The organism is Bacillus cereus group sp. BfR-BA-01309, from assembly GCF_022664315.1.
Lineage (GTDB): Bacteria > Bacillota > Bacilli > Bacillales > Bacillaceae_G > Bacillus_A > Bacillus_A mobilis.
This window is the reverse complement of sequence record NZ_JAKUHE010000001.1, coordinates 235,567-254,413: the sequence shown is the minus strand read 5'-3', so window position 1 is coordinate 254,413 and position 18,847 is coordinate 235,567. Positions and strand designations below refer to the sequence as shown.

Below are 18,847 nucleotides of genomic sequence, written 5' to 3'. Positions count from 1 at the left end.
TTATCATTTCTTAGCTCCAAATTGAACAAGCTTACTTTATTTTTAGATTCCCCTAATAATAACTTTCTAAGCACGCCCTCTTATATAATTTTTATATAACTGTATGATTAATTTTATATTATACATACTACATTTCAGTTTTTATAATAAAGTTATCATTTTAAAGGAGGGATTCTACAATGGAATTTAGCAAACTTGGAAACAGTGGATTAACAGTAAGTAAGATTGCATACGGTAACTGGATAAACCATGGTGGAAAAGTAAATGAAGATACTGCAAATGAATGTGTAAAAGCCGCATTAGATGTTGGAATTACAACGTTCGATACTGCAGATGTTTATTCGGACACTATTGCTGAGGAAGTACTTGGTCGCTCTTTGAAAGGAATACGCCGAGAAAGTTTAGAACTTTGTACAAAAGTATGCCATCCGACCGGACCTGGAAAAAATGATCGTGGATTATCACGAAAACATATTATAGAAAATTGTAATGCATCGTTACAACGGCTACATACAGACTACATTGATGTCTATTATGCACATCGATTCGATACAACAACACCTCTTGAAGAAACGATGGTAGCTTTCTCAGATCTTGTAAGACAAGGTAAAATTCTTTATTTAGGTGTAAGTGAATGGACATCGGAGCAAATCACACGCGGTGCAGCACTGGCCCGAGAATTGAACATTCCGCTTATCGCTAGCCAGCCTCAATATTCGATGTTGTGGCGAGTTATCGAAACGGATGTAATACCTACATGCCAACGTGAAGGACTCGGTCAAATTGTTTGGTCTCCTCTCGCACAAGGTATTCTCACTGGAAAATACCAACCAGGTAAACCACTCCCCGCCCAATCACGTGCTAATTCAGATGCAGGAAAACCATTTTTCAACAAACTCGTACAACGTTGGATGAGTGATAATGTACTTACTGCTATACAAAAACTTAATCCTATTGCACAAGAAAATCATCTCACCCTACCTCAACTCGCAGTTGCATGGGTACTACAAAATCCAGCTGTTTCCTCTGCTATTATTGGCGCTTCCAATCCGGAGCAAATAAGAGAAAATGTAATTGCTTCTAGTGTTACATTGTCACCTGAAATTATGGGTCAAATTGATAGTGTGCTAAAAGGTTTCATTGAGTATGATCCAAGTAAAACAGGTTAAATCATAAGTGATTGAACAATAAATATAGTACCTTTCCAAATTCACTACTGCCCATCCATTCAAGATGGGCCTTTACTTTTCAAATTCAAATTGCGAACTCTTATAAATCTCTCTAACAACTGCTAAGAAATTCTCGAGCACGACAGACTTTTCATCTTGTCTCCATCCAGCGTATAAGTTTATCTCCGGTGTATGTTCCTGAATGTCTTTATACATGACTCCCGATTTTTTATAACTTTCCACCGAAGATGGAACGACAGAAATCCCCATTCCTGCTGCGACTAAATTAACAATCGTCTGCATTTGAATTGCTTCTTGAACAATATTTAAACTCACTCCATGTTCCCAAAAGTAACTAATAATTAAATCATAAAAGTTACTACCGAAATGACGAGGAAATAAAACAAATGGTTCATCTACTAGTTCTTTAATAGAAATATTAGGTAGCGAAACTAATGGGTGATCTTCATATAAAACCAATTTTAAACGTTCTTTGGAACAAACTTCGGAATACAATATTTCATTATTCTGCTTAGAACGAATAAATCCAATATGAATTTGTTTTTCATAGAGTGCTTTTATCTGCTGATCTGTTGTCATCTCGCGTAATATAAGCTGAATTTTAGGAAACCGCTCTCGAAAGGTTTTTAATATGTCTATAACCGTTTCTGTAGAATCGACAAAGCCAATGATTAAATGCCCGATCTTCCCTTCATCCGCGAGCTGTGTTTCTTTAATGGTTCTATCTACTTGAAGTAACGTTTGTCGCGCACCTTCTAAAAAGATTTTCCCCGCATCGGTAAGTTCAACCATCCTTTTTGTCCTGTGAAGAAGTTGAACACCTAATTCTTCTTCCAACTTTCGAATTTCTTGACTTAAAGGCGGTTGTGCCATCATAAGACGTTCTGCCGCACGACTAAAGTTTAATTCTTCTGCCACTGTTATGAAATATTTCATTTTACGAATATCCATTACAATCCCCCTAACATTCACAACTAGCAAAAAAGCCCTCCTTCTAATAAATTATAAATAAAAATAGGAGGAAACTATATCAATTCCTTTTCGTTTCTTTTTTATCATAAATCATTTCGTAAAAATACAAGAGATTTATACTAAATTGAATTACATGTTTTGGGCAATTTCATTACTTTCATATATTATTTGATTTACCATTTTGTTGAGTAACGAGTACTTGAAATTTTATTCATCTAATTATAAAAACAAAATGTTATTCGTTATCCAATAATCAATTATTGTTTTTCGATAAATTTTTATTGATTATACCCTTACAATAAGCTATTATATGTTTGTAGAAATTTTTAATGTAAGGATTGAATTTATGGACAGGACATTAAAAATCACAAAGTTAAATATGTTTTTAAGGATTTTTCTCATCCCGATTATAGTAGGGATTATTGTTGGTATACTAACTAAATTGGGGCAAGGTATACTTCCAGGACATTGGAATTCATTAGCTAATCTAGGAAGCGTTTGGTTAATTCCATCCTTTTTTGTGGCTAGCTTTAGTTATTCTAAGCGTACAGCTATACTTTATGGTATCCTTGCACTACTCGGTATGGTATTAGGCTATTATGGTTATGCAATCGTTATTACATATGTAGCTCACTCTATTTATTTTATATCTGTATGGATTGTATGTGCATTTATAGGAGGAACTATCTTTGGAATTGCAGGTTTTCTATGGAAAGATACTACAAATCCACTTCATAAATTCGGAAGCGCACTTATTAGTGGAGTTTTTGTAACGGATGGACTTCACATTCTTTTAAATTTTGAAGACTATAGTCACATGTTACCTGTTGGATATACGGAAGTGATAGTCGGGATTATCTTGATTCTTGTATTAGAACGCTCTAATGCTAATCGAATTTCTTCTTTCTTAATGATGGTCCCTATCACTATTTTAGGATTAATTGGATATAAACTATTAAGTTTGTTTACTTAATTACAATACTGTATCATGAAAAAACAAAAGACAAATTCTATTATAATCTACAAAACATATCACGAATTCGAACATTATACTTATTAATGTTGATACACTTATTCATAGGATGGATTCATGAAGCTATCTCTTTCAAAGGGGTGGCTTTTTTCTTACAAAAACTATTTATCAGCTTTTTATTAAATACTTCTAATTTAACAATCGTATTTAATAGCGTGTCATCATACATACTAAGATGACCTTTTACCATTTCATATAATCGCTATAAAGTGAAACTTTAATCAATGGAAGTTTTCTTCATCCCCCACTAATTATTAGTTGAACCAATCAGACTGCCCATTAAAGCGGGATAAAATAAGGCTAAAAAACTTATCTCCAAAGTTCTTTAGCCTAGATCACTTATTTACACATTAAAAAATATAATACGTACAACGGTACCTTTACCAACTTCTGAATGGATTTCTACACTATGTCCTAATTGTTTCGTAATTTCATATACAAGATATAGCCCCATTCCAGTTGATTCTTTAAAATCTCTACCATTTTCTCCTGTAAAGAAAGGTTTAAACACTCTTGGTAAATCTTGCTTCGGAATTCCTACACCACTATCGATAATTTCAAGTTTAACGTTATTACCTTCCTTACAAGCATTTACTTTAATCTTCTCTCTACTACCTGACGAATATTTAATCGCATTCGATAGTATTTGTCCAATTAAAAATTGTAACCATTTTGCATCACTTTCCACAGTAATATCCTTATCAATTTTAAGCTCTGGATATACAAAATTCCGGATAAAGAAGCGTTTATGCTCATGCACGGAATCATTCACTATTTTATGTAGCTGTACTTTTTCTACATAAAAATCTTGTGTAAATGCTTCTAAACGTGCGACATACAAAGCCATCTCTAACCCCTTTTTCAACCTATCTGTTTCCTCATTTATACTTTCAAAACGTGGGTCTACTTCATCCTGTGTAATTAATTCTATTACAGATAAAGGTGTTTTCATTTGATGTATCCACTGGTTCATAAAGGTTAAATGATCACTATTTTTTCTCTCTTGTATTTGCAGCTGATTTTGATAATGGCGATATTGCACCTCAAGTAGGTCTTGAAGCGCAGTAGATACAGCTGAAAAATCAGATTTTTGAACAGATTCATCCAAAGATTCAAGCGGATTTGCTAATCGTTCATAAAAAGAGCGATGTGTAAAGTAACGAAATACTAAATAACTCAACATAAAAAATGCACCTAAAAACATTGCATATAATGCCGTTGCAATATGGTTATGCCCATCAAACCAATATACAAGAAATATGGCTAGTAGCTGGATTACTGTAAAACAAATAAGTGGTATATGATCACGAATAAATAATTTTATCATTTCTCTATACCATTATCCCAAGTTATATGTAATCTATAACCGACACTGCGAATCGTTTCAATTGCATCTTCAATCTGTAATGTTTTTAACTTTTTACGCACACGAGTTGTATTTACGCTTAAAGTATTATCATCAACATAAGATTCGCTATCCCATAATTTATTTAATAGCACTTCTCTACCCACAACACGCGGATAATTTTTCATTAACATCTCTAATAAAATAGCTTCATTTCTTGTTATATCAATCTCTTGATTCTTAAGCTTCAATACAAGCCTTTCGGGATATAAACAAAGACCTTGTTGCTCAACCATCCGTTCTTCTACTTTCGGTGCATAATCTCCGTAAGCACGTCTTAAATGACTACGAATTTTAGCCATTACAACTTCGTAATGGAATGGCTTTGAAATAAAATCATCGCCACCATTTTCAAGCGCCATAACTTGATCCATTGTGCCTTCACGAGCCGAAATAAATAATATCGGACATGTAGAAACTCCGCGAATTTGACGACACCAATAGTATCCATCAAAACTTGGTAAATTAATATCTAATAAAACTAACTCTGGTTGTTCTTCTAAAAAAATGTTTAATACATTTTGAAAATCCGATACAATAATTCCTTCATACCCGTATTTCGCGACATGTGTTGATAATAGTTCTGCAATTTTCATATCGTCTTCTACAATCATAATTTTAACCATGTGATTACTCCTTTTTCGATCCACAATCTTATATTCAATTATATAAAGTGAAACTTTAATCAGTGGGGGTTTTCTTCATCCCCCACTGATTATCAGCCCTCACCAATCGGACTTTTATGGGCAGTTGATCCCCCACCTAACTTCTTTGCTTTCGCTGAATTTTGTGGTGGGGGTCTTACTGCCCATTAAAGCGGGATAAAATAAATACTACCTTTTTTTATATAATCCGTAAATCCAAAAAAGGATACTTTTATACAACAGCATCCTTCTTCTATTATTCTTATCTAATATGAAATTCACTCAAAGTAAACCCTAGTTTCTCCACATAATTCATACCTAATTCCATCCGAGCGGTCTTCAATGGATCCACAACTTGGCAAATTTTCAAATTACCTGCAGCTGATAATAAAAGCGTTGCATCAGCTTTAGACATTTCTAATTCTTCATGTAAAAATGTCACCATATTACGTACAGCACGATTCGCTGCATCATCTAACAATTTCTCTGAAGCAATCGTCATTACTTTTTCTTTTTGAATAGCCATTGGTAGTGGCCATTTCTTTCCTTTTATAATTTGAACTGTTACAGTAACCTCACCAGCAACCTCTACTCCACTAACACCAATTTCACCATCACCCATCGCCGCGTGTAAATCACCTAATGCTAATAGAGCGCCAGGAACATTTACAGGTAATAGTAATATTGTCCCTTCTTTTATTTCTTTACAGTCCATATTACCGCCGTGATCATGCGGAGTGCCACATGAAATACTCTCTTCTTTCGGCGCAGTACCAATAACACCAATCATTGGATTAATCGGAATTTGTAGTTCATTTGAAAACAAAACATGTTCATTATGTATCGGGACAATTTTCACTGTATTTTCGTTTAAATCTTCACCCATTACGCCAAGATTCGTTCCTGTAGTTAAAACACCTTGCTCTGCGATTTTAATCTGTTCAATCGATACGACTAAAATATCACCGGGTTCTGCACCATTAATAAATACTGGACCAGTCGCTGGATTAATTCGGTTCCAATCTAATTCTTGAAACGCAACATCTTCAGAGTCAATTTGATTTTCAAAGCAATCATATGTTTCAAATACAAGACGACTCCCTACTTCTACTTCCATACAAGGCTGATTATCTGGTGACATTGCATAAACAATATGTTCTTTATGAATGCGATACATTTTATTTCTCCCCTTTTATATTGGTCTACAATTACTAATTAGCTTTTTTCGTACAAGCTCCTGTTAAAAATTAATAAATTTACATATAGAAAAGCACCTAGCTTATTTTCATACATACACTCTTTACTATAACAGGTAAAGAAAGGTGGTAGCACTATGCCCCTTATTCCATATAACGAAAGCGATGTTGACTTACTCGCTCGATTAATACGCGCTGAAGCTGAAGGCGAAGGTCGACAAGGCGAACAACTTGTTGGATGTGTTGTCGTAAATCGTGTATTTTGTGATTGTTTAGACTTTAAACAACTTCGATCTGTGCGTGATGCAGTGTATCAAAGCCCAGGTGGATTTGAAGCAGTACAATACGGATATTTTTATCAGCGTGCTCGCGAATCAGAAAAAGATATCGCAAGAAAAGTTTTACAAGGCGAATGGCGCTGGCCAGCACGATGGGCTCTTTGGTATTTTCGTCCAACTGGATCTTGTCCACCTGAATGGTATAACCAGCCGTTTGCAGGGCAATTTAAAAGTCATTGTTTTTATGAACCTCGTGGTGATGAATGTCCGAAAATGTATTCACGATAGCAAAATTTGAAACGCAAGTACTTAGACCACTGAGTACTTGCGTTTCCTTTATTTTTTAGAAATCTAATAATGTGATGAATTTTTCAAGGCCTACTACATGTATTAATAACGGTATACGCGGGCCACTAGACTGATTCATAATGAGCCTATAAATAATAATAAATAATTGTTTTTGATTTTCTTTCATTATTTTTTTATTTTCATGATGACAAATCAAATACAATTGTTCCATGAAGTTTGAGTAATCTATATTAGAACGAAGTATTTTACAAACTTCTACTAGCCATTCTTTCTGTCTTTCATCTAATGTGTTGTAAAACTCTGTATTTCTCTCTTGATTTACCGCAATTAATTTTTCAGATTGAAAGTTTTTTATCCAATACTCTGCACGGTTACTTATCGCTATCATATCATCTAATGCATAACTCCTATCTATTTTTTCTAAAATACTTTGTAAAATAGATGGATCAAAATTTAGCAGCGGTAACGTTCCAGCTACTTGATTAAATTTTGGATATTCTTTAAACCCGCTATCAACTTTAGAGAGTTTAATTACATCAAATAAATCTTCATTTTTGAGCGTTTTATTCTCATAATTAACTTTCAATCGTTCATATTCTGTATAATTGCGAATCACATCTTCATCAAGACCGATATGAAAAGCTGCGTTTGGTCTATATTTAGCAAACATAAACAGAATCACTTCCTGTAAATACACGTTTAACAACTCACTAGGTGTAATACTATTCCCTGAAGAACTTGACATTTTTTCATGATGCCCTTTAATGCCGATGAAATCATAAGCAATATAATGCGGCGCTTCACGATTGAATATTTTCCTTGTAATTTCCTTTGATACATTATAACTACCCGTTTCCGATGAATGATCTCTTCCGCCCGGTTCAAAAATAACATCCTCTATCACCCACCTCATCGGCCAATCGATTTTCCAATTCAGTTTCATTTTATTTGTATTTAATACCGATAATGCATTTTGATTTCCACACACACATTCATACCGAACCGTTTTTAATACTTCATCAAAATGCGTAATCGTTGTTGCATCTTTACCGCATTTCTCACAATATAATGTAACCGGATAAAAGCTCTCTCGCTCTTCTGCACTACACTCCCCAGTTTTAAAACTCATTAAAATATCATATATTTCTTTTCTTCTATATAAAGCCTCTAATATGTTTTTGTTATACCTTCCGCTTCTATATTCAGCGTGTTGATATATGAATTCCACTTCAATCCCAAATGCTTGAAGCGATTTCTCAAATTCTTTTTCAAAATGCTCTGCATACGAATTATGACAGCCATATGGATCTGGAATATCACAGTATGGCATACCAATATATTTCGCAAAAGATGGATCAATATTTTTAGGGACTTTTCTAAACCGGTCATAATCATCCCATGAGAATATAAAACGAGTCTTTTTCCCTAAATCTTGAAGTGCCCTTACAACGAAATAAGTCGTTATTATTTCGCGAAAGTTCCCGATATGAACAGAACCAGATGGACTGATTCCAGATGCGCAAACAAACGTTTCTTTGTTTGGATGTTTTCTAATTAACTCATGTGCTACTTCATACGCCCAATGCATATATTACTCACCTCAATTATTTTTTGTTTTCACATTTTCAAATTTATGCAATAAAAAAACTCCCACCCCCAAGATTATTCATCTTGAGGACGAGAGTTGTTAGCTTCGCGGTACCACCTCAGTTTGTTAATACGTCACCATATTAACCTTTTCAGGTACGGCAAAATATGCTTATACCCTATCTCTATAACGGGAGAACCCGTCGCACCATCCCTAAACAAATTAGTTCCTTGCGCAGCTCCAAGTCTTTTTTCATTAAGATGTATACCGCTCTTTCTCAGCTACCAGAGCTCTCTGTATGCATTCTTTCTTAACTACTCTTCTCTTCCATGCCATTTTAAATATTAGTTTTTCATATGATAATTTATAATACTTTTATTGTCAAACTTTTCCGGACAAAAAAGCTATCTAAATAAATGCTTTATCGCTTCTAATTGAATTTTGTGGCTACATTCATCACAACAATATGTCCCTTTTGATTTCTCTTTAAATCGTTTATATTTTTCACTTCCCTCGTAAACACGGAATATATTTTTACAAGAAAAACAAACAATTTCATAATACATCATATGCATTTTCCTCTCCATGTTTATACATTTTTTAATCACTTGAGAAATCAGTTTTCCAAAGTACAAATCTTAATATCTTCTGACTAAAGGTTTACCTCTATTCTTATCGAATTATATAAATATCTTATAAAGCGAGGTGAACATCTTGATCAGTAATATAGAATTAGTTTTAGATGCTAAAGCAAGTTTAGCTGAAGGGCCATGTTGGAATGAAAATAAACAACTTTTATACTGGGTTGATATTATGGAGAAACAATTATGCATATTTAATCCTACTACTAATACAAACCGAGTAATCGCTCTTAATCAACAAATCGGCTGTGTTGTTCCATATTTAGAAGACGTACTACTCCTAGCTATGGAAAATGGCTTTTATTCTATTCATGTAAAAACAGAAAAACTGACACATATTTTTGACCCTGAACCACATTTATTTGAAAATCGTTTTAACGATGGAAAATGCGATCCAGCAGGACGTTTTTGGGCAGGCACTACAGATACATACGGTATTAATGCTGCAGGTTCCTTGTATTGTTTAAATAATAATTTAAGTGTCGAGAAAAAAATTGCACATGTAAATACATCAAATGGCATTGCTTGGTCACCTGATTACACATACCTTTACTTTATTGATACACCTACTAAAAAAGTAGTTCGATTTCATTATAATATTTGTACTGGAGAAATTCGCAATCCAAATGATGTAATCATTTTCCCCGAAAATGACGGTCTACCTGATGGTATGACAATAGACGAAGAAGGTTGTTTATGGATTGCACATTGGGGCGGTTCAAAGATTACTAGGTGGAACCCTTTAACTGGAGAGCAAATATTAAGTATCCCAATCCCAGCGTTATATGTAACCTCCTGTACATTTGGAGGGCCTAATTTAACAGATTTATATGTTACAACAGCCAGAACAAGAATGACAAATAACGAATTAAAAGAATATCCACATGCTGGTGGTATTTTTCGAATTCAAACGAATATAAAAGGTTGTCCTACCCATTCATTTCGCAATAATAATATTGGAGCTGAAACTATATGAACCGTATCGATTACATAAGACACGAAGAAAAGAAATATCATGACCTTTGCTATGAACAATATAAACTATTTGAAACTGGCTCTTGGCTTTACAAACCGGTTAAAACAGTTATGGACTTAATGGAGTACTTTGAAGGACAAAATAACTTACAAGTACTTGATCTCGGCTCTGGCGTTGGAAGAAATAGTATTCCAATTGCACAAAAGATACAAAATGGTAGTGGTACTGTTACTTGTGTGGACTTACTGGATTCCGCTTTAACAAAATTACAAACTTACAGCAAAGAACATGATGTATTTGAAGTCATACAAACAGAACAAGCAGCAATTGAAAACTACTACATCCAACCTGATACTTATGATTATATCGTTGCAGTATCAAGTTTAGAGCATGTCAAATCAGAAGAAGATTTAAAAAACGTGCTCCATTCTATGAAAAAAGGTACAAAAACTGGTGGTATCAATTGTTTCATTATTAACTCGAACATACAAGAAATAGACTTACATACGAATGAAAAATTAGATGCTTTAATTGAAATTAACCTTCCTACTGAAGATATGATATATCTATTAAAAAGCATTTATAAGGAATGGAAAGAAATTAAAGTTGAAGTAAAAGAATTAGTCTATGATATTGTTCGTGATGGAAGGCATATTCAATTAAAAACAAATGCTATAACGTATGTCGTTCAGAAATAATCTTATAACATTTTCATTTTATGAGATTTGTATCATTTACTATTAATTAAACAGAAATATAAAAACCATGCTTCGACATCATTAGAATCATGGTTTTTATTAGAGATCACATACAAAACGACTTAACTATTTAATGAATTCATTAAGTGGAAGAAATGTTCCGGTTCATGTGTCTTATTTAATTCATACCATGAATGGAGTGTATCTGGCGCCAAGACATCTAATTTTTTCAGAACTTCCATCGCAAATTCCAAAGGAGCTACTCCAGATGCAGTAATAAGATTTTCACCAGACGCGACAGGTCCCATTTCATATAAATCTTCTCCTTTATAAGTAGGGCAAACCATTTTCATATAATCTAAACTATTACTTGTATGCTTTCTATTATCTAAGTATCCATAATTTGCAAGCCCTATAGTGGCACCACAAATTGCCGCCACAATTACACCGCTCTCTAAAGCTTCATCAACTTTTTGCAAAATAGGTTTATGTATATGTTCACTCCAAGTATTCCCTCCAGGTAAAATTAATAAGTCGTTACTCTCGAGGATACATTCATCTAGGGAAATATCTGGCTTTATATTCAAGCCCCCCATTGAAATAACCATTTCTTTATTTATTCCGACTGTAACTACTTTAATAGGTGCTAAACCTTTTTTAAAGTATCTCCCTGCATTTAGTTCAGCAGTTACATGCCCGTATTCCCAATCGGACATCGTATGAAATACATATAAATAAGCTTTTCTAGTTTGCATTCAATAACACACTCCATTCACAATTTAATATAATCCCGTAATTTCTAAAAAATAATCTATCTATTATTTTTAATTGCTTGTCGAGCTTTTTCTTTATCGTCAAAATGAATTGTTGTATCTTTTAAAATTTGATACGTTTCATGTCCCTTCCCAGCAATTAAAACGATATCATTAGAAGATGCCATTTTTATCGCATAATTTATAGCTAGTTCACGATCTACTTCTACTTTATAATTCAAATTATTATTCTGTAAAAATCCTATTTCAATATCTTTAATGATTGCCTGCGGGTCTTCCGAACGTGAATTGTCAGAAGTAACATAAACAAAATCGCTATAACTTCCAGCAATTTCACCCATTATAGATCGTTTTTTTGTATCTCTATCTCCACCGCAACCGAAAACAGTAATAATTTTACCTTTTGAAAACTCACTAATTGTAGAGAGGACATTTTCTAACGCATCGGGTGTATGAGCATAGTCCACAATTACAAGGAAATCTTGATTTTCGTCTATGATTTCCATTCTACCTTCAATGCTCTTTACATGAGATAAACTGTCACTGATGTTTGTAAGCGGAATATCTTCAACCAATGCAACTGTTATTGCTGCTAATGCATTATAAACATTAAAGCGGCCTACTAGATTTAGATTGATTTCTTTTTCCCCATTAAATGTAGAAACTAAAAACTGAATTCCTTTTGGGCTTAAAGTTATGTTCTTCGCTTGAACATCCGCTCCATTATGTATCCCATACGTAATCACTTCAGCAGAAGTAACTTTTTTAAAGTATTCTACTGATGGATCATCTGCATTCAAAATAGCAATTTTTTTATCTGTAGTAGAAAAATCATTTCCTAATCTAGAAAATAGAAGGCCTTTTACTTGCTTATATTCCTCAAATGTTCCATGGTAATCCAAATGATCTTGCGTTAAATTTGTAAAAACAGCGGTTTTTAAGTTACACCCTTTAACTCTTTCCATATGTAAACCCTGTGAGGTAACTTCCATAACACAATAATCTGTATTATGATTTTTCATCATTTGCAAATTCCGCTGAAGTATCGGTGGCTCTTGCGTATTAATATCAGTAGGATACCATTTCGGACCAACTTTCACTCCGTTATTCCCCATAAGCCCTGTTTGAAATCCATGATCAGTCAAAATTTTTTCAAGTAAATAGGATGTAGTGGTTTTACCATTTGTTCCTGTAATTCCAATGAGCTTCATTTTATTAGATGGGTAACCATAGAAATGTGACGCAATAACTGCCATAGCATACCTTGCATCTTTAACAATTATTTTAGGTATTTCAATAGTTATATCTCTTTCTACAATTAATGCCACGGCGCCATTTTTCACTGCATCTTCAACAAATTGGTGACGATCTTCAAGAAAACCATCAATACCTGATACACATATAAACAGATTTCCACTTGTAATCTTTCTAGAATCCATTTCTAATCCCGTAATTTCTACATTCATATTCCCAATGGTATCTTTAATCAATAACAAATCCGCCAGCTCTTTTAGTTTCAAATCCCTCGCCCCCTTACACATTTACCCTACTTATTTTACCACTTCATATAAAATAATGGTTTAAAATTCCATATCAGTCGAACGAATTTTAATTATCTTCAATATACATAAATAAAAGAGCACTTGTTTCCGCAAGTGCTCTTTTTGGGGATTTTGAGATACCCTATTAACGAAAGTTAAGGTTACTTAAAGTTAAAAGGTATTTATATTATATGCTTGTCCTTTTTATTTGTGCATTATCAATATATAAACATCTTTAATAATATTTAATAACTATTAATTATAGTTCTTTTTTACATTTTATCATTAAGAAATTAATTGAAGGTTTATTTACCATGTTTTTATTTGGTTCGTCAATTTCCAAAACTTGTACTAGTCCATATTTAGTAAAATCTTGTTTTACAGATTCAGAATCATAGAAGAACATTTTTACGCCTTCCATTACCTCATAATAGTCTATATCCAACTGTTTTCCTTTTCCATACATTGGCGCTTTTTTAGAAACTGTTGTAAAAACCAAATACCCGCCTGGTTTTAACTGATGATAACAATCTTTAATAAATTTCTCTCGCTCCTCCCCATTCAACAAATGGAGAAGTGCATGACTAAATATCCCATCATAAAGTTTATCATCAAAAGGCATTTCGTTTACCGAACCGTGATACATACTAACATCTTCTAGCCCGTTTTCTCTTGCTAAATCGATGGCTGTTTTTGAAATTTCAATACCTGTTACATTTATACTATTTTCGATAAACACCTTTGCGTTTCTTCCGTATCCAATACCCGGAACTAATATGTCTTTAACATTGTTTTCCACAAAAAAAGCTTTTGTCAAAATTGCAGATTCAGTAGGTTCCAATCCCCACATCGTTTGCTTCTCAATAAAACTTGATTCCCAAAATTCCATTTTATTTCTATCTCCTTATTCTTATCTCATGTTTAGCATCACATGAAAGACCTATTAATTTTAACGCTGCTTTTTTCACCACAGTCACTATAGGTCCATTGAATATAGCATATTAATAAGCCTATATCTATTTTAAAGATTGGTTGAATATGTATTCTAAATATTAACTTTTACATTTAGAAAAAATAAAAAATGCCAATACTTCTATTGTATATTGGCATTTTCACATAAGAAATTATCTTTTTATATTGTACTGATCTAATACCTTTTCTAGCATTTCTAAAGTTATCGGTTGCGCTTTCTGTATTAATTGGTAGCCAATACGGCCATTCGGTTCGGCCATAACTTGTTGTAAACTCTTTAAATCATGAATCCCTTTTTCTCTTAATTGCATATATAGTTGTTGTTCTGACATTTTTGCCTTTATCAAGTTCGCTTTAATAATCTCACCGTTTTCAACGATTATAATGCTACTGCCATTAAGGAATTGTTCCACCTTCCTTGATTTCAATTCAAAGAAATGAATGATAAGAAGTATGCTTGCGAATATTACAGCCGCAAATATAGATGGGACTACTTTCCTACTTAATACAGGCTCTACAATAATACGTCCAATTGATACTACTATAATGATTTCAGCTCTTGTCATTTGGCTAACAGATGTACTACCAGTCATTTTTAATGCAATCATTCCGGTGAAAATTAAAATAATACTCTCCAAAATAATATTCATTATGGCCCAATCCTTTAATAGTGAATGTTAATAGCATTCCCATTTCATATAGCATTCTAAATGAATTTTAATTAAACTTTTTTGTGAAAATCATACTTACATATTCTGAAAAGAATCTATTTTGATCAATCTTCCATTGCCCCCAAAATAAAAAGCACCCGAATGGATGCGTATAGATTAAACTAATTCATTATTACTTTCTCCACTTTTATCATCAACTGATTTCAAGTCTAACATGCTGCCTATATCAGGTGGTAAAGCTAACTCTATACCAGCTACTGGTTGATTATCTTCATTAAACCATTGTTTCTTAAATTTACTCAATGCTTCACTTTTCTTTTTCTCATCCATATTAGCCCGCCTTTTATGTACATGATATTAAACACTTTACTTAATATGTACATTGAGAAAGATAATATACTATTTGTTCATAATGAAAGAGCAAAAAAACTTCTTTGTTTACACAAAACGTTGCACCTGTAAAAAATCCCTATAGTTGTTATCCCTCGTTTTATTATCATATTCATGACGAAACATACGTGAGCTATGTGACATGTACCTGATCATTTTATTCATATGAGACAAATACTTTTAAGGGGGTAATTATCCCTTCACTCAATTCTTCAAAACATTTTTCAAGAGCAGTATAATGAATCTCATGTTGAAAAATCTCTTCTATCCATGGTGTTCTTTCTATCTGATTAAAAAACCAATTTGCATGTTTTTGATAATCATATCCGTCACTTGAACCAATGATCTGCAATTCTTTTCGATAAAAGTCGGCGGTTAATGTTAAGTCTTCTATATTATCATCAGAAAGAATGCATATAGCCCCATTACTTTTAATAGCCTTTTGCAATGTGTGAAACCCTCTATTTGTAGCAGAACATTCCAAACCGTAATTATATGTTTCTATTATTTGCTTTTCTGAATCAAAGAGGTTTTTCGCACCAAACTTCTTTGCAAATTCTTTTCTATTTTTATTAGGCTCAACAACATCCACATGTTCCACACCTACATAGTATTTTAAGAAATAACAAGCGAGTAAACCGATAACTCCCATTCCAGTAATAAGTACTTTTTCATCCTGTCGCGGGTCTAGCTTCAATACCCCTTTAGCAGCATCACACGAAAGAATAGATAATAAAGCAACTTTAGATTTTATATAATTAGGCACTCGGATTACTTTATCTCCCTTAACTATTCCTATCGTATTATGCCCATAAAAAGAGACTACTTTATCACCTACGTTTAAGTTTGTTACTTTATTACCAACTTGAGTAACTTCACCATAACTTTCATATCCAGTTTTTCTAGGATACATAGGATTGGTATCTGAAACATCCGATTCTTTATACTGTGGTAACTCTGCTCCAATACTTATTGCACCTGCAATTGTTTTAACGATAATTTCATCATCCTGTATGGACTTAATTTTACATGTTTCCCACTTAAGACGTTTTGGTCCTTCTAAAACTAATTTATTTTGTTTCATCTATGACCCTCACATTTTATAAAATATATTCTCACTAAACTTTAAATAATGTATAATGGATTCATCTAAAATTTAAGAGTTGGCTAGCACCCAACAGTGATAATATGATAATTGAATTTGATGGATATGGAATTAATGAGTATGTTATAGGCCATAACTGTTCTCTAAACGAATTAAGAACAATGTATTTAAATGTGAAAAATGAAGAGATATCTAATGAAGAGCTTCTAAGCTTATTTTGTGTACATTACCATTATGAAAAAATCCCAAAATTACTACGAGAAGACATCATGAGCGATGTTGTCATTGACTTAGATACGGACTATATTTATATCCCTAATAGATAACAATACATTAGATTAAAAGAATAGGGATTACGATTCAGCTAAGTGTTTAATGAAATAAGTAAATGCCCAAATTAATGTCGCAAATTGAGTGACAAAATACATTGTCCATTCAAAACCCGTCAATTTTCTCTCTCGTTTCACTTTCTTTAAGTATCTGTAAAATATAAATGTACTTAAAAACATTAGTAATAACGATAATTGCTGTAAATCATCGACTATACGTACTCCCATAGACTCGATCACCTTCCTATTCAAAATAAGTGCTATACTTTAAGGATATCATTTATTGGTATTTTATTTCCATTTAAAACAATTATGTCCTAAAAAAAAGAGCACTCAACAATTGAGTGCTCTAAAAAGTATTAACGTAACACTTTTCTTCTACTTTTTATCACTAAGTTCTATCACTTCCGGTATATGATTACTATCATATTTTCTCGTATAGATTTCACCATCTGGAGTAACTAACTGTAATGTAATTTCACCACAAACACCATGTGGTATTTAAAATTTACCTTCTGCATTTGAAATACTACGTTCCTTACTTTCGATTGTATCTTCATAAATTTTCACATTTGATATAGGCTCGTTATTTTGATCTACGATAATACCTCTTGAATACTTGCCAACCGCAATGCATTGATCATCTTTTTTATAATATTTAGTCACAACGATAGCTCCAATTATTATAACGATACACACAAACAAGAGAATTATTTTGCGCCTCACAACAAACCTCCTTATTTATTTTTTAAATTGAAAGGTTATACGTCTCACTTGTTTGGTTTCCTCAATCACCTTACGAATACCTTCTTCAATTTTATCTTCTTTTACATTCGATACGTTTAACTTTAACAACTTTTCTTTATGAAAATCATTTAAATAATTTCTATCAACCGAATCGATACTAATTTGATTTTCACTTAAATTTTTTATGATTGTTTCTATAGATATGTTTTTTTCTAATTCTAAACAAGTGTGTATTCCCAATGTGTTTTGTCTATTATATGCAAATAATGATGGATTTTCATTTTGCACTTTTTTTAATGTTTCCGCTAATTTTATTGATCTATTGTAGTAGGAAGATTTAATTTTATTTTTATGACGTTCAAACATACCGCTCTTTATATAAATTTCTAAAGCCGCCTGAGAAATCATCGGACTATCAATATCTAATATCTTTTTATATGTATGGAAATCATTTGCGATGGATGGCGGAATGACCGCAACTCCAACCCGTAAACCTGGAAAAATAATCTTTGAATAACTTTTTAAATATATTACGTGATTACAATTATCCAAGCTATATAACGGATCTGCTTTTGAATCTGTTTCTAAATCTGCTAAATAATCATCTTCCACTATAAATACATTATATTTCTTAGCCAATAACACGATCTTTTCTTTCTCGTCTTTAGAATAAGAAGTTCCAAGCGGATGATGATATCTCGGTATCGTATAAAAGAATTTTATTTTACCTGTTCGAAAAATACGTTCCAATTCCATTAAGTCGATACCTTCATTCGTACGTTTAATACCGATTACAGGAATTTTGTTTATTTCTAGGTATTCAATATATAGATGATATGTTGGCTGTTCAATTAATATCGTTTTATTCTCATTTGGAAATGGTATAGAAGTTAGTATAGCTAGCGCTTGTTGTACACCTGACGTTATAAAAATATTTTCTTCTTTAGTGAAGACTTGATAATTTGCTAATTGTTTTTGAATGACCGGAATTAAAGACGGTAAACCTTTCGGTGTTCCATATACGAACAAGTCATTTTTATACGTATCAATGGCCTTATTAATACAATGCTGAAAATCTAAATATGGGAAAACATCTGGATCTGGTGCTGAGGAAGCAAAATCAATTATCTCGTTATTTTCTATGGTATTCCCAGATTTTTTAACAACGTAGTATCCACTTTGAGGCACAGAATAAATAATATGACGCTTTTCTAATTCATGTAGCGCCCGTATAACCGTTGCCTTATTACACTCATATTGCGTAACTAGTGTCCGAATAGACGGTAGTTTCTTACCTTCTTTTATCTCCCCATTTTGAATCATACTTTCTAAGTCGTTGAAAACATGTAAATACTTATACATCATTACCACCTCATCATTTAATTTGTA

The 18,847-nt window shown here is 32.8% G+C and carries 20 protein-coding genes, 1 pseudogene and 1 other annotated feature; of the genes and pseudogenes, 6 read left to right on the top strand and 15 right to left on the bottom strand.

What is annotated here, in order from left to right:
- Nucleotides 1-179 precede the first annotated feature (179 nt).
- On the top strand, nucleotides 180-1,169 hold the full coding sequence (locus tag MR115_RS01240) for an aldo/keto reductase family protein (protein ID WP_098597026.1): 990 nt from the start codon (nucleotides 180-182) through the stop codon (nucleotides 1,167-1,169).
- Nucleotides 1,170-1,241: 72 nt separating this feature from the next.
- On the opposite strand, the gene MR115_RS01235 is transcribed toward MR115_RS01240, so the two are convergent.
- Nucleotides 1,242-2,141, bottom strand: coding sequence for a LysR family transcriptional regulator (locus MR115_RS01235; protein WP_242239977.1), 900 nt, complete (start codon nucleotides 2,139-2,141; stop codon nucleotides 1,242-1,244).
- Between the two features lie 367 nt (nucleotides 2,142-2,508).
- Here MR115_RS01235 and MR115_RS01230 point away from each other — a divergent pair, with 367 nt between their 5' ends.
- A complete protein-coding gene (locus MR115_RS01230; RefSeq protein WP_242239391.1) occupies nucleotides 2,509-3,135 on the top strand; it encodes a DUF6518 family protein in 627 nt (208 codons plus the stop codon).
- Nucleotides 3,136-3,538: 403 nt separating this feature from the next.
- Here MR115_RS01230 and MR115_RS01225 read toward each other — a convergent pair whose 3' ends face one another.
- The 3 genes from MR115_RS01225 to MR115_RS01215 all read right to left on the bottom strand — a co-directional run bounded on the left by MR115_RS01225 (nucleotide 3,539) and on the right by MR115_RS01215 (nucleotide 6,421).
- Entirely contained in the window at nucleotides 3,539-4,522 is a 984-nt protein-coding gene (locus MR115_RS01225; protein ID WP_098597024.1) for a sensor histidine kinase, read from the bottom strand.
- On the bottom strand, nucleotides 4,519-5,226 hold the full coding sequence (locus MR115_RS01220; RefSeq protein ID WP_088063556.1) for a response regulator transcription factor: 708 nt from the start codon (nucleotides 5,224-5,226) through the stop codon (nucleotides 4,519-4,521). Before MR115_RS01220 ends, MR115_RS01225 begins: the two co-directional genes overlap by 4 nt.
- A gap of 280 nt (nucleotides 5,227-5,506) precedes the next feature.
- Complete coding sequence (locus MR115_RS01215) at nucleotides 5,507-6,421, bottom strand: acetamidase/formamidase family protein (RefSeq protein WP_242239389.1); 915 nt, start codon at nucleotides 6,419-6,421, stop codon at nucleotides 5,507-5,509.
- Nucleotides 6,422-6,577: 156 nt separating this feature from the next.
- Between MR115_RS01215 and MR115_RS01210 the strand changes: the two genes are divergently transcribed.
- Nucleotides 6,578-7,006, top strand: a complete 429-nt coding sequence (locus tag MR115_RS01210; protein WP_097819163.1) for a cell wall hydrolase — start codon at nucleotides 6,578-6,580, stop codon at nucleotides 7,004-7,006.
- A gap of 55 nt (nucleotides 7,007-7,061) precedes the next feature.
- Here MR115_RS01210 and lysS read toward each other — a convergent pair whose 3' ends face one another.
- Both lysS and MR115_RS01200 read right to left on the bottom strand, forming a co-directional pair.
- The gene (gene lysS, locus MR115_RS01205) at nucleotides 7,062-8,615 is read right to left on the bottom strand and encodes a lysine--tRNA ligase (protein ID WP_242239388.1); all 1,554 of its coding nucleotides are present in this window, start codon (nucleotides 8,613-8,615) and stop codon (nucleotides 7,062-7,064) included.
- A gap of 82 nt (nucleotides 8,616-8,697) precedes the next feature.
- Nucleotides 8,698-8,954 (bottom strand) — a binding site (T-box leader).
- 65 nt (nucleotides 8,955-9,019) lie between these two features.
- Nucleotides 9,020-9,190, bottom strand: coding sequence for a DUF2197 domain-containing protein (locus MR115_RS01200; protein WP_141530576.1), 171 nt, complete (start codon nucleotides 9,188-9,190; stop codon nucleotides 9,020-9,022).
- 139 nt (nucleotides 9,191-9,329) lie between these two features.
- Between MR115_RS01200 and MR115_RS01195 the strand changes: the two genes are divergently transcribed.
- Both MR115_RS01195 and MR115_RS01190 read left to right on the top strand, forming a co-directional pair.
- A complete protein-coding gene (locus MR115_RS01195; RefSeq protein WP_142331726.1) occupies nucleotides 9,330-10,232 on the top strand; it encodes an SMP-30/gluconolactonase/LRE family protein in 903 nt (300 codons plus the stop codon).
- A complete protein-coding gene (locus MR115_RS01190; protein ID WP_242239387.1) occupies nucleotides 10,229-10,930 on the top strand; it encodes a class I SAM-dependent methyltransferase in 702 nt (233 codons plus the stop codon). The genes MR115_RS01195 and MR115_RS01190 overlap by 4 nt, the downstream gene beginning before the upstream one ends.
- A gap of 122 nt (nucleotides 10,931-11,052) precedes the next feature.
- On the opposite strand, the gene MR115_RS01185 is transcribed toward MR115_RS01190, so the two are convergent.
- The 6 genes from MR115_RS01185 to MR115_RS01160 form a co-directional block, all read right to left on the bottom strand.
- Complete coding sequence (locus MR115_RS01185; RefSeq protein ID WP_242239386.1) at nucleotides 11,053-11,685, bottom strand: type 1 glutamine amidotransferase family protein; 633 nt, start codon at nucleotides 11,683-11,685, stop codon at nucleotides 11,053-11,055.
- A gap of 56 nt (nucleotides 11,686-11,741) precedes the next feature.
- Entirely contained in the window at nucleotides 11,742-13,223 is a 1,482-nt protein-coding gene (locus MR115_RS01180; protein WP_242239385.1) for a UDP-N-acetylmuramoyl-L-alanyl-D-glutamate--2,6-diaminopimelate ligase, read from the bottom strand.
- Between the two features lie 280 nt (nucleotides 13,224-13,503).
- Nucleotides 13,504-14,133, bottom strand: coding sequence for a class I SAM-dependent methyltransferase (locus MR115_RS01175; protein ID WP_242239383.1), 630 nt, complete (start codon nucleotides 14,131-14,133; stop codon nucleotides 13,504-13,506).
- Between the two features lie 235 nt (nucleotides 14,134-14,368).
- Entirely contained in the window at nucleotides 14,369-14,866 is a 498-nt protein-coding gene (locus MR115_RS01170; protein WP_242239381.1) for a DUF421 domain-containing protein, read from the bottom strand.
- A 177-nt stretch (nucleotides 14,867-15,043) separates the two neighbouring features.
- Nucleotides 15,044-15,217 (bottom strand): hypothetical protein, encoded by a 174-nt coding sequence (locus tag MR115_RS01165; RefSeq protein ID WP_081110398.1) that lies wholly within the window; start codon nucleotides 15,215-15,217, stop codon nucleotides 15,044-15,046.
- A gap of 217 nt (nucleotides 15,218-15,434) precedes the next feature.
- A complete protein-coding gene (locus MR115_RS01160; RefSeq protein WP_242239379.1) occupies nucleotides 15,435-16,361 on the bottom strand; it encodes a zinc-dependent alcohol dehydrogenase in 927 nt (308 codons plus the stop codon).
- Between the two features lie 104 nt (nucleotides 16,362-16,465).
- On the opposite strand from MR115_RS01160, the gene MR115_RS01155 reads away from it, so the two are divergent.
- Nucleotides 16,466-16,708, top strand: coding sequence for a hypothetical protein (locus tag MR115_RS01155; protein WP_242239377.1), 243 nt, complete (start codon nucleotides 16,466-16,468; stop codon nucleotides 16,706-16,708).
- Nucleotides 16,709-16,735: 27 nt separating this feature from the next.
- Here MR115_RS01155 and MR115_RS01150 read toward each other — a convergent pair whose 3' ends face one another.
- The 3 genes and pseudogenes from MR115_RS01150 to MR115_RS01140 all read right to left on the bottom strand — a co-directional run bounded on the left by MR115_RS01150 (nucleotide 16,736) and on the right by MR115_RS01140 (nucleotide 18,820).
- The gene (locus tag MR115_RS01150; RefSeq protein WP_000538966.1) at nucleotides 16,736-16,939 is read right to left on the bottom strand and encodes a hypothetical protein; all 204 of its coding nucleotides are present in this window, start codon (nucleotides 16,937-16,939) and stop codon (nucleotides 16,736-16,738) included.
- A 150-nt stretch (nucleotides 16,940-17,089) separates the two neighbouring features.
- Nucleotides 17,090-17,437, bottom strand: a pseudogene (locus MR115_RS01145) (carboxypeptidase regulatory-like domain-containing protein).
- Nucleotides 17,438-17,452: 15 nt separating this feature from the next.
- Complete coding sequence (locus MR115_RS01140) at nucleotides 17,453-18,820, bottom strand: aminotransferase-like domain-containing protein (protein WP_242239375.1); 1,368 nt, start codon at nucleotides 18,818-18,820, stop codon at nucleotides 17,453-17,455.
- Nucleotides 18,821-18,847: the final 27 nt, after the last annotated feature.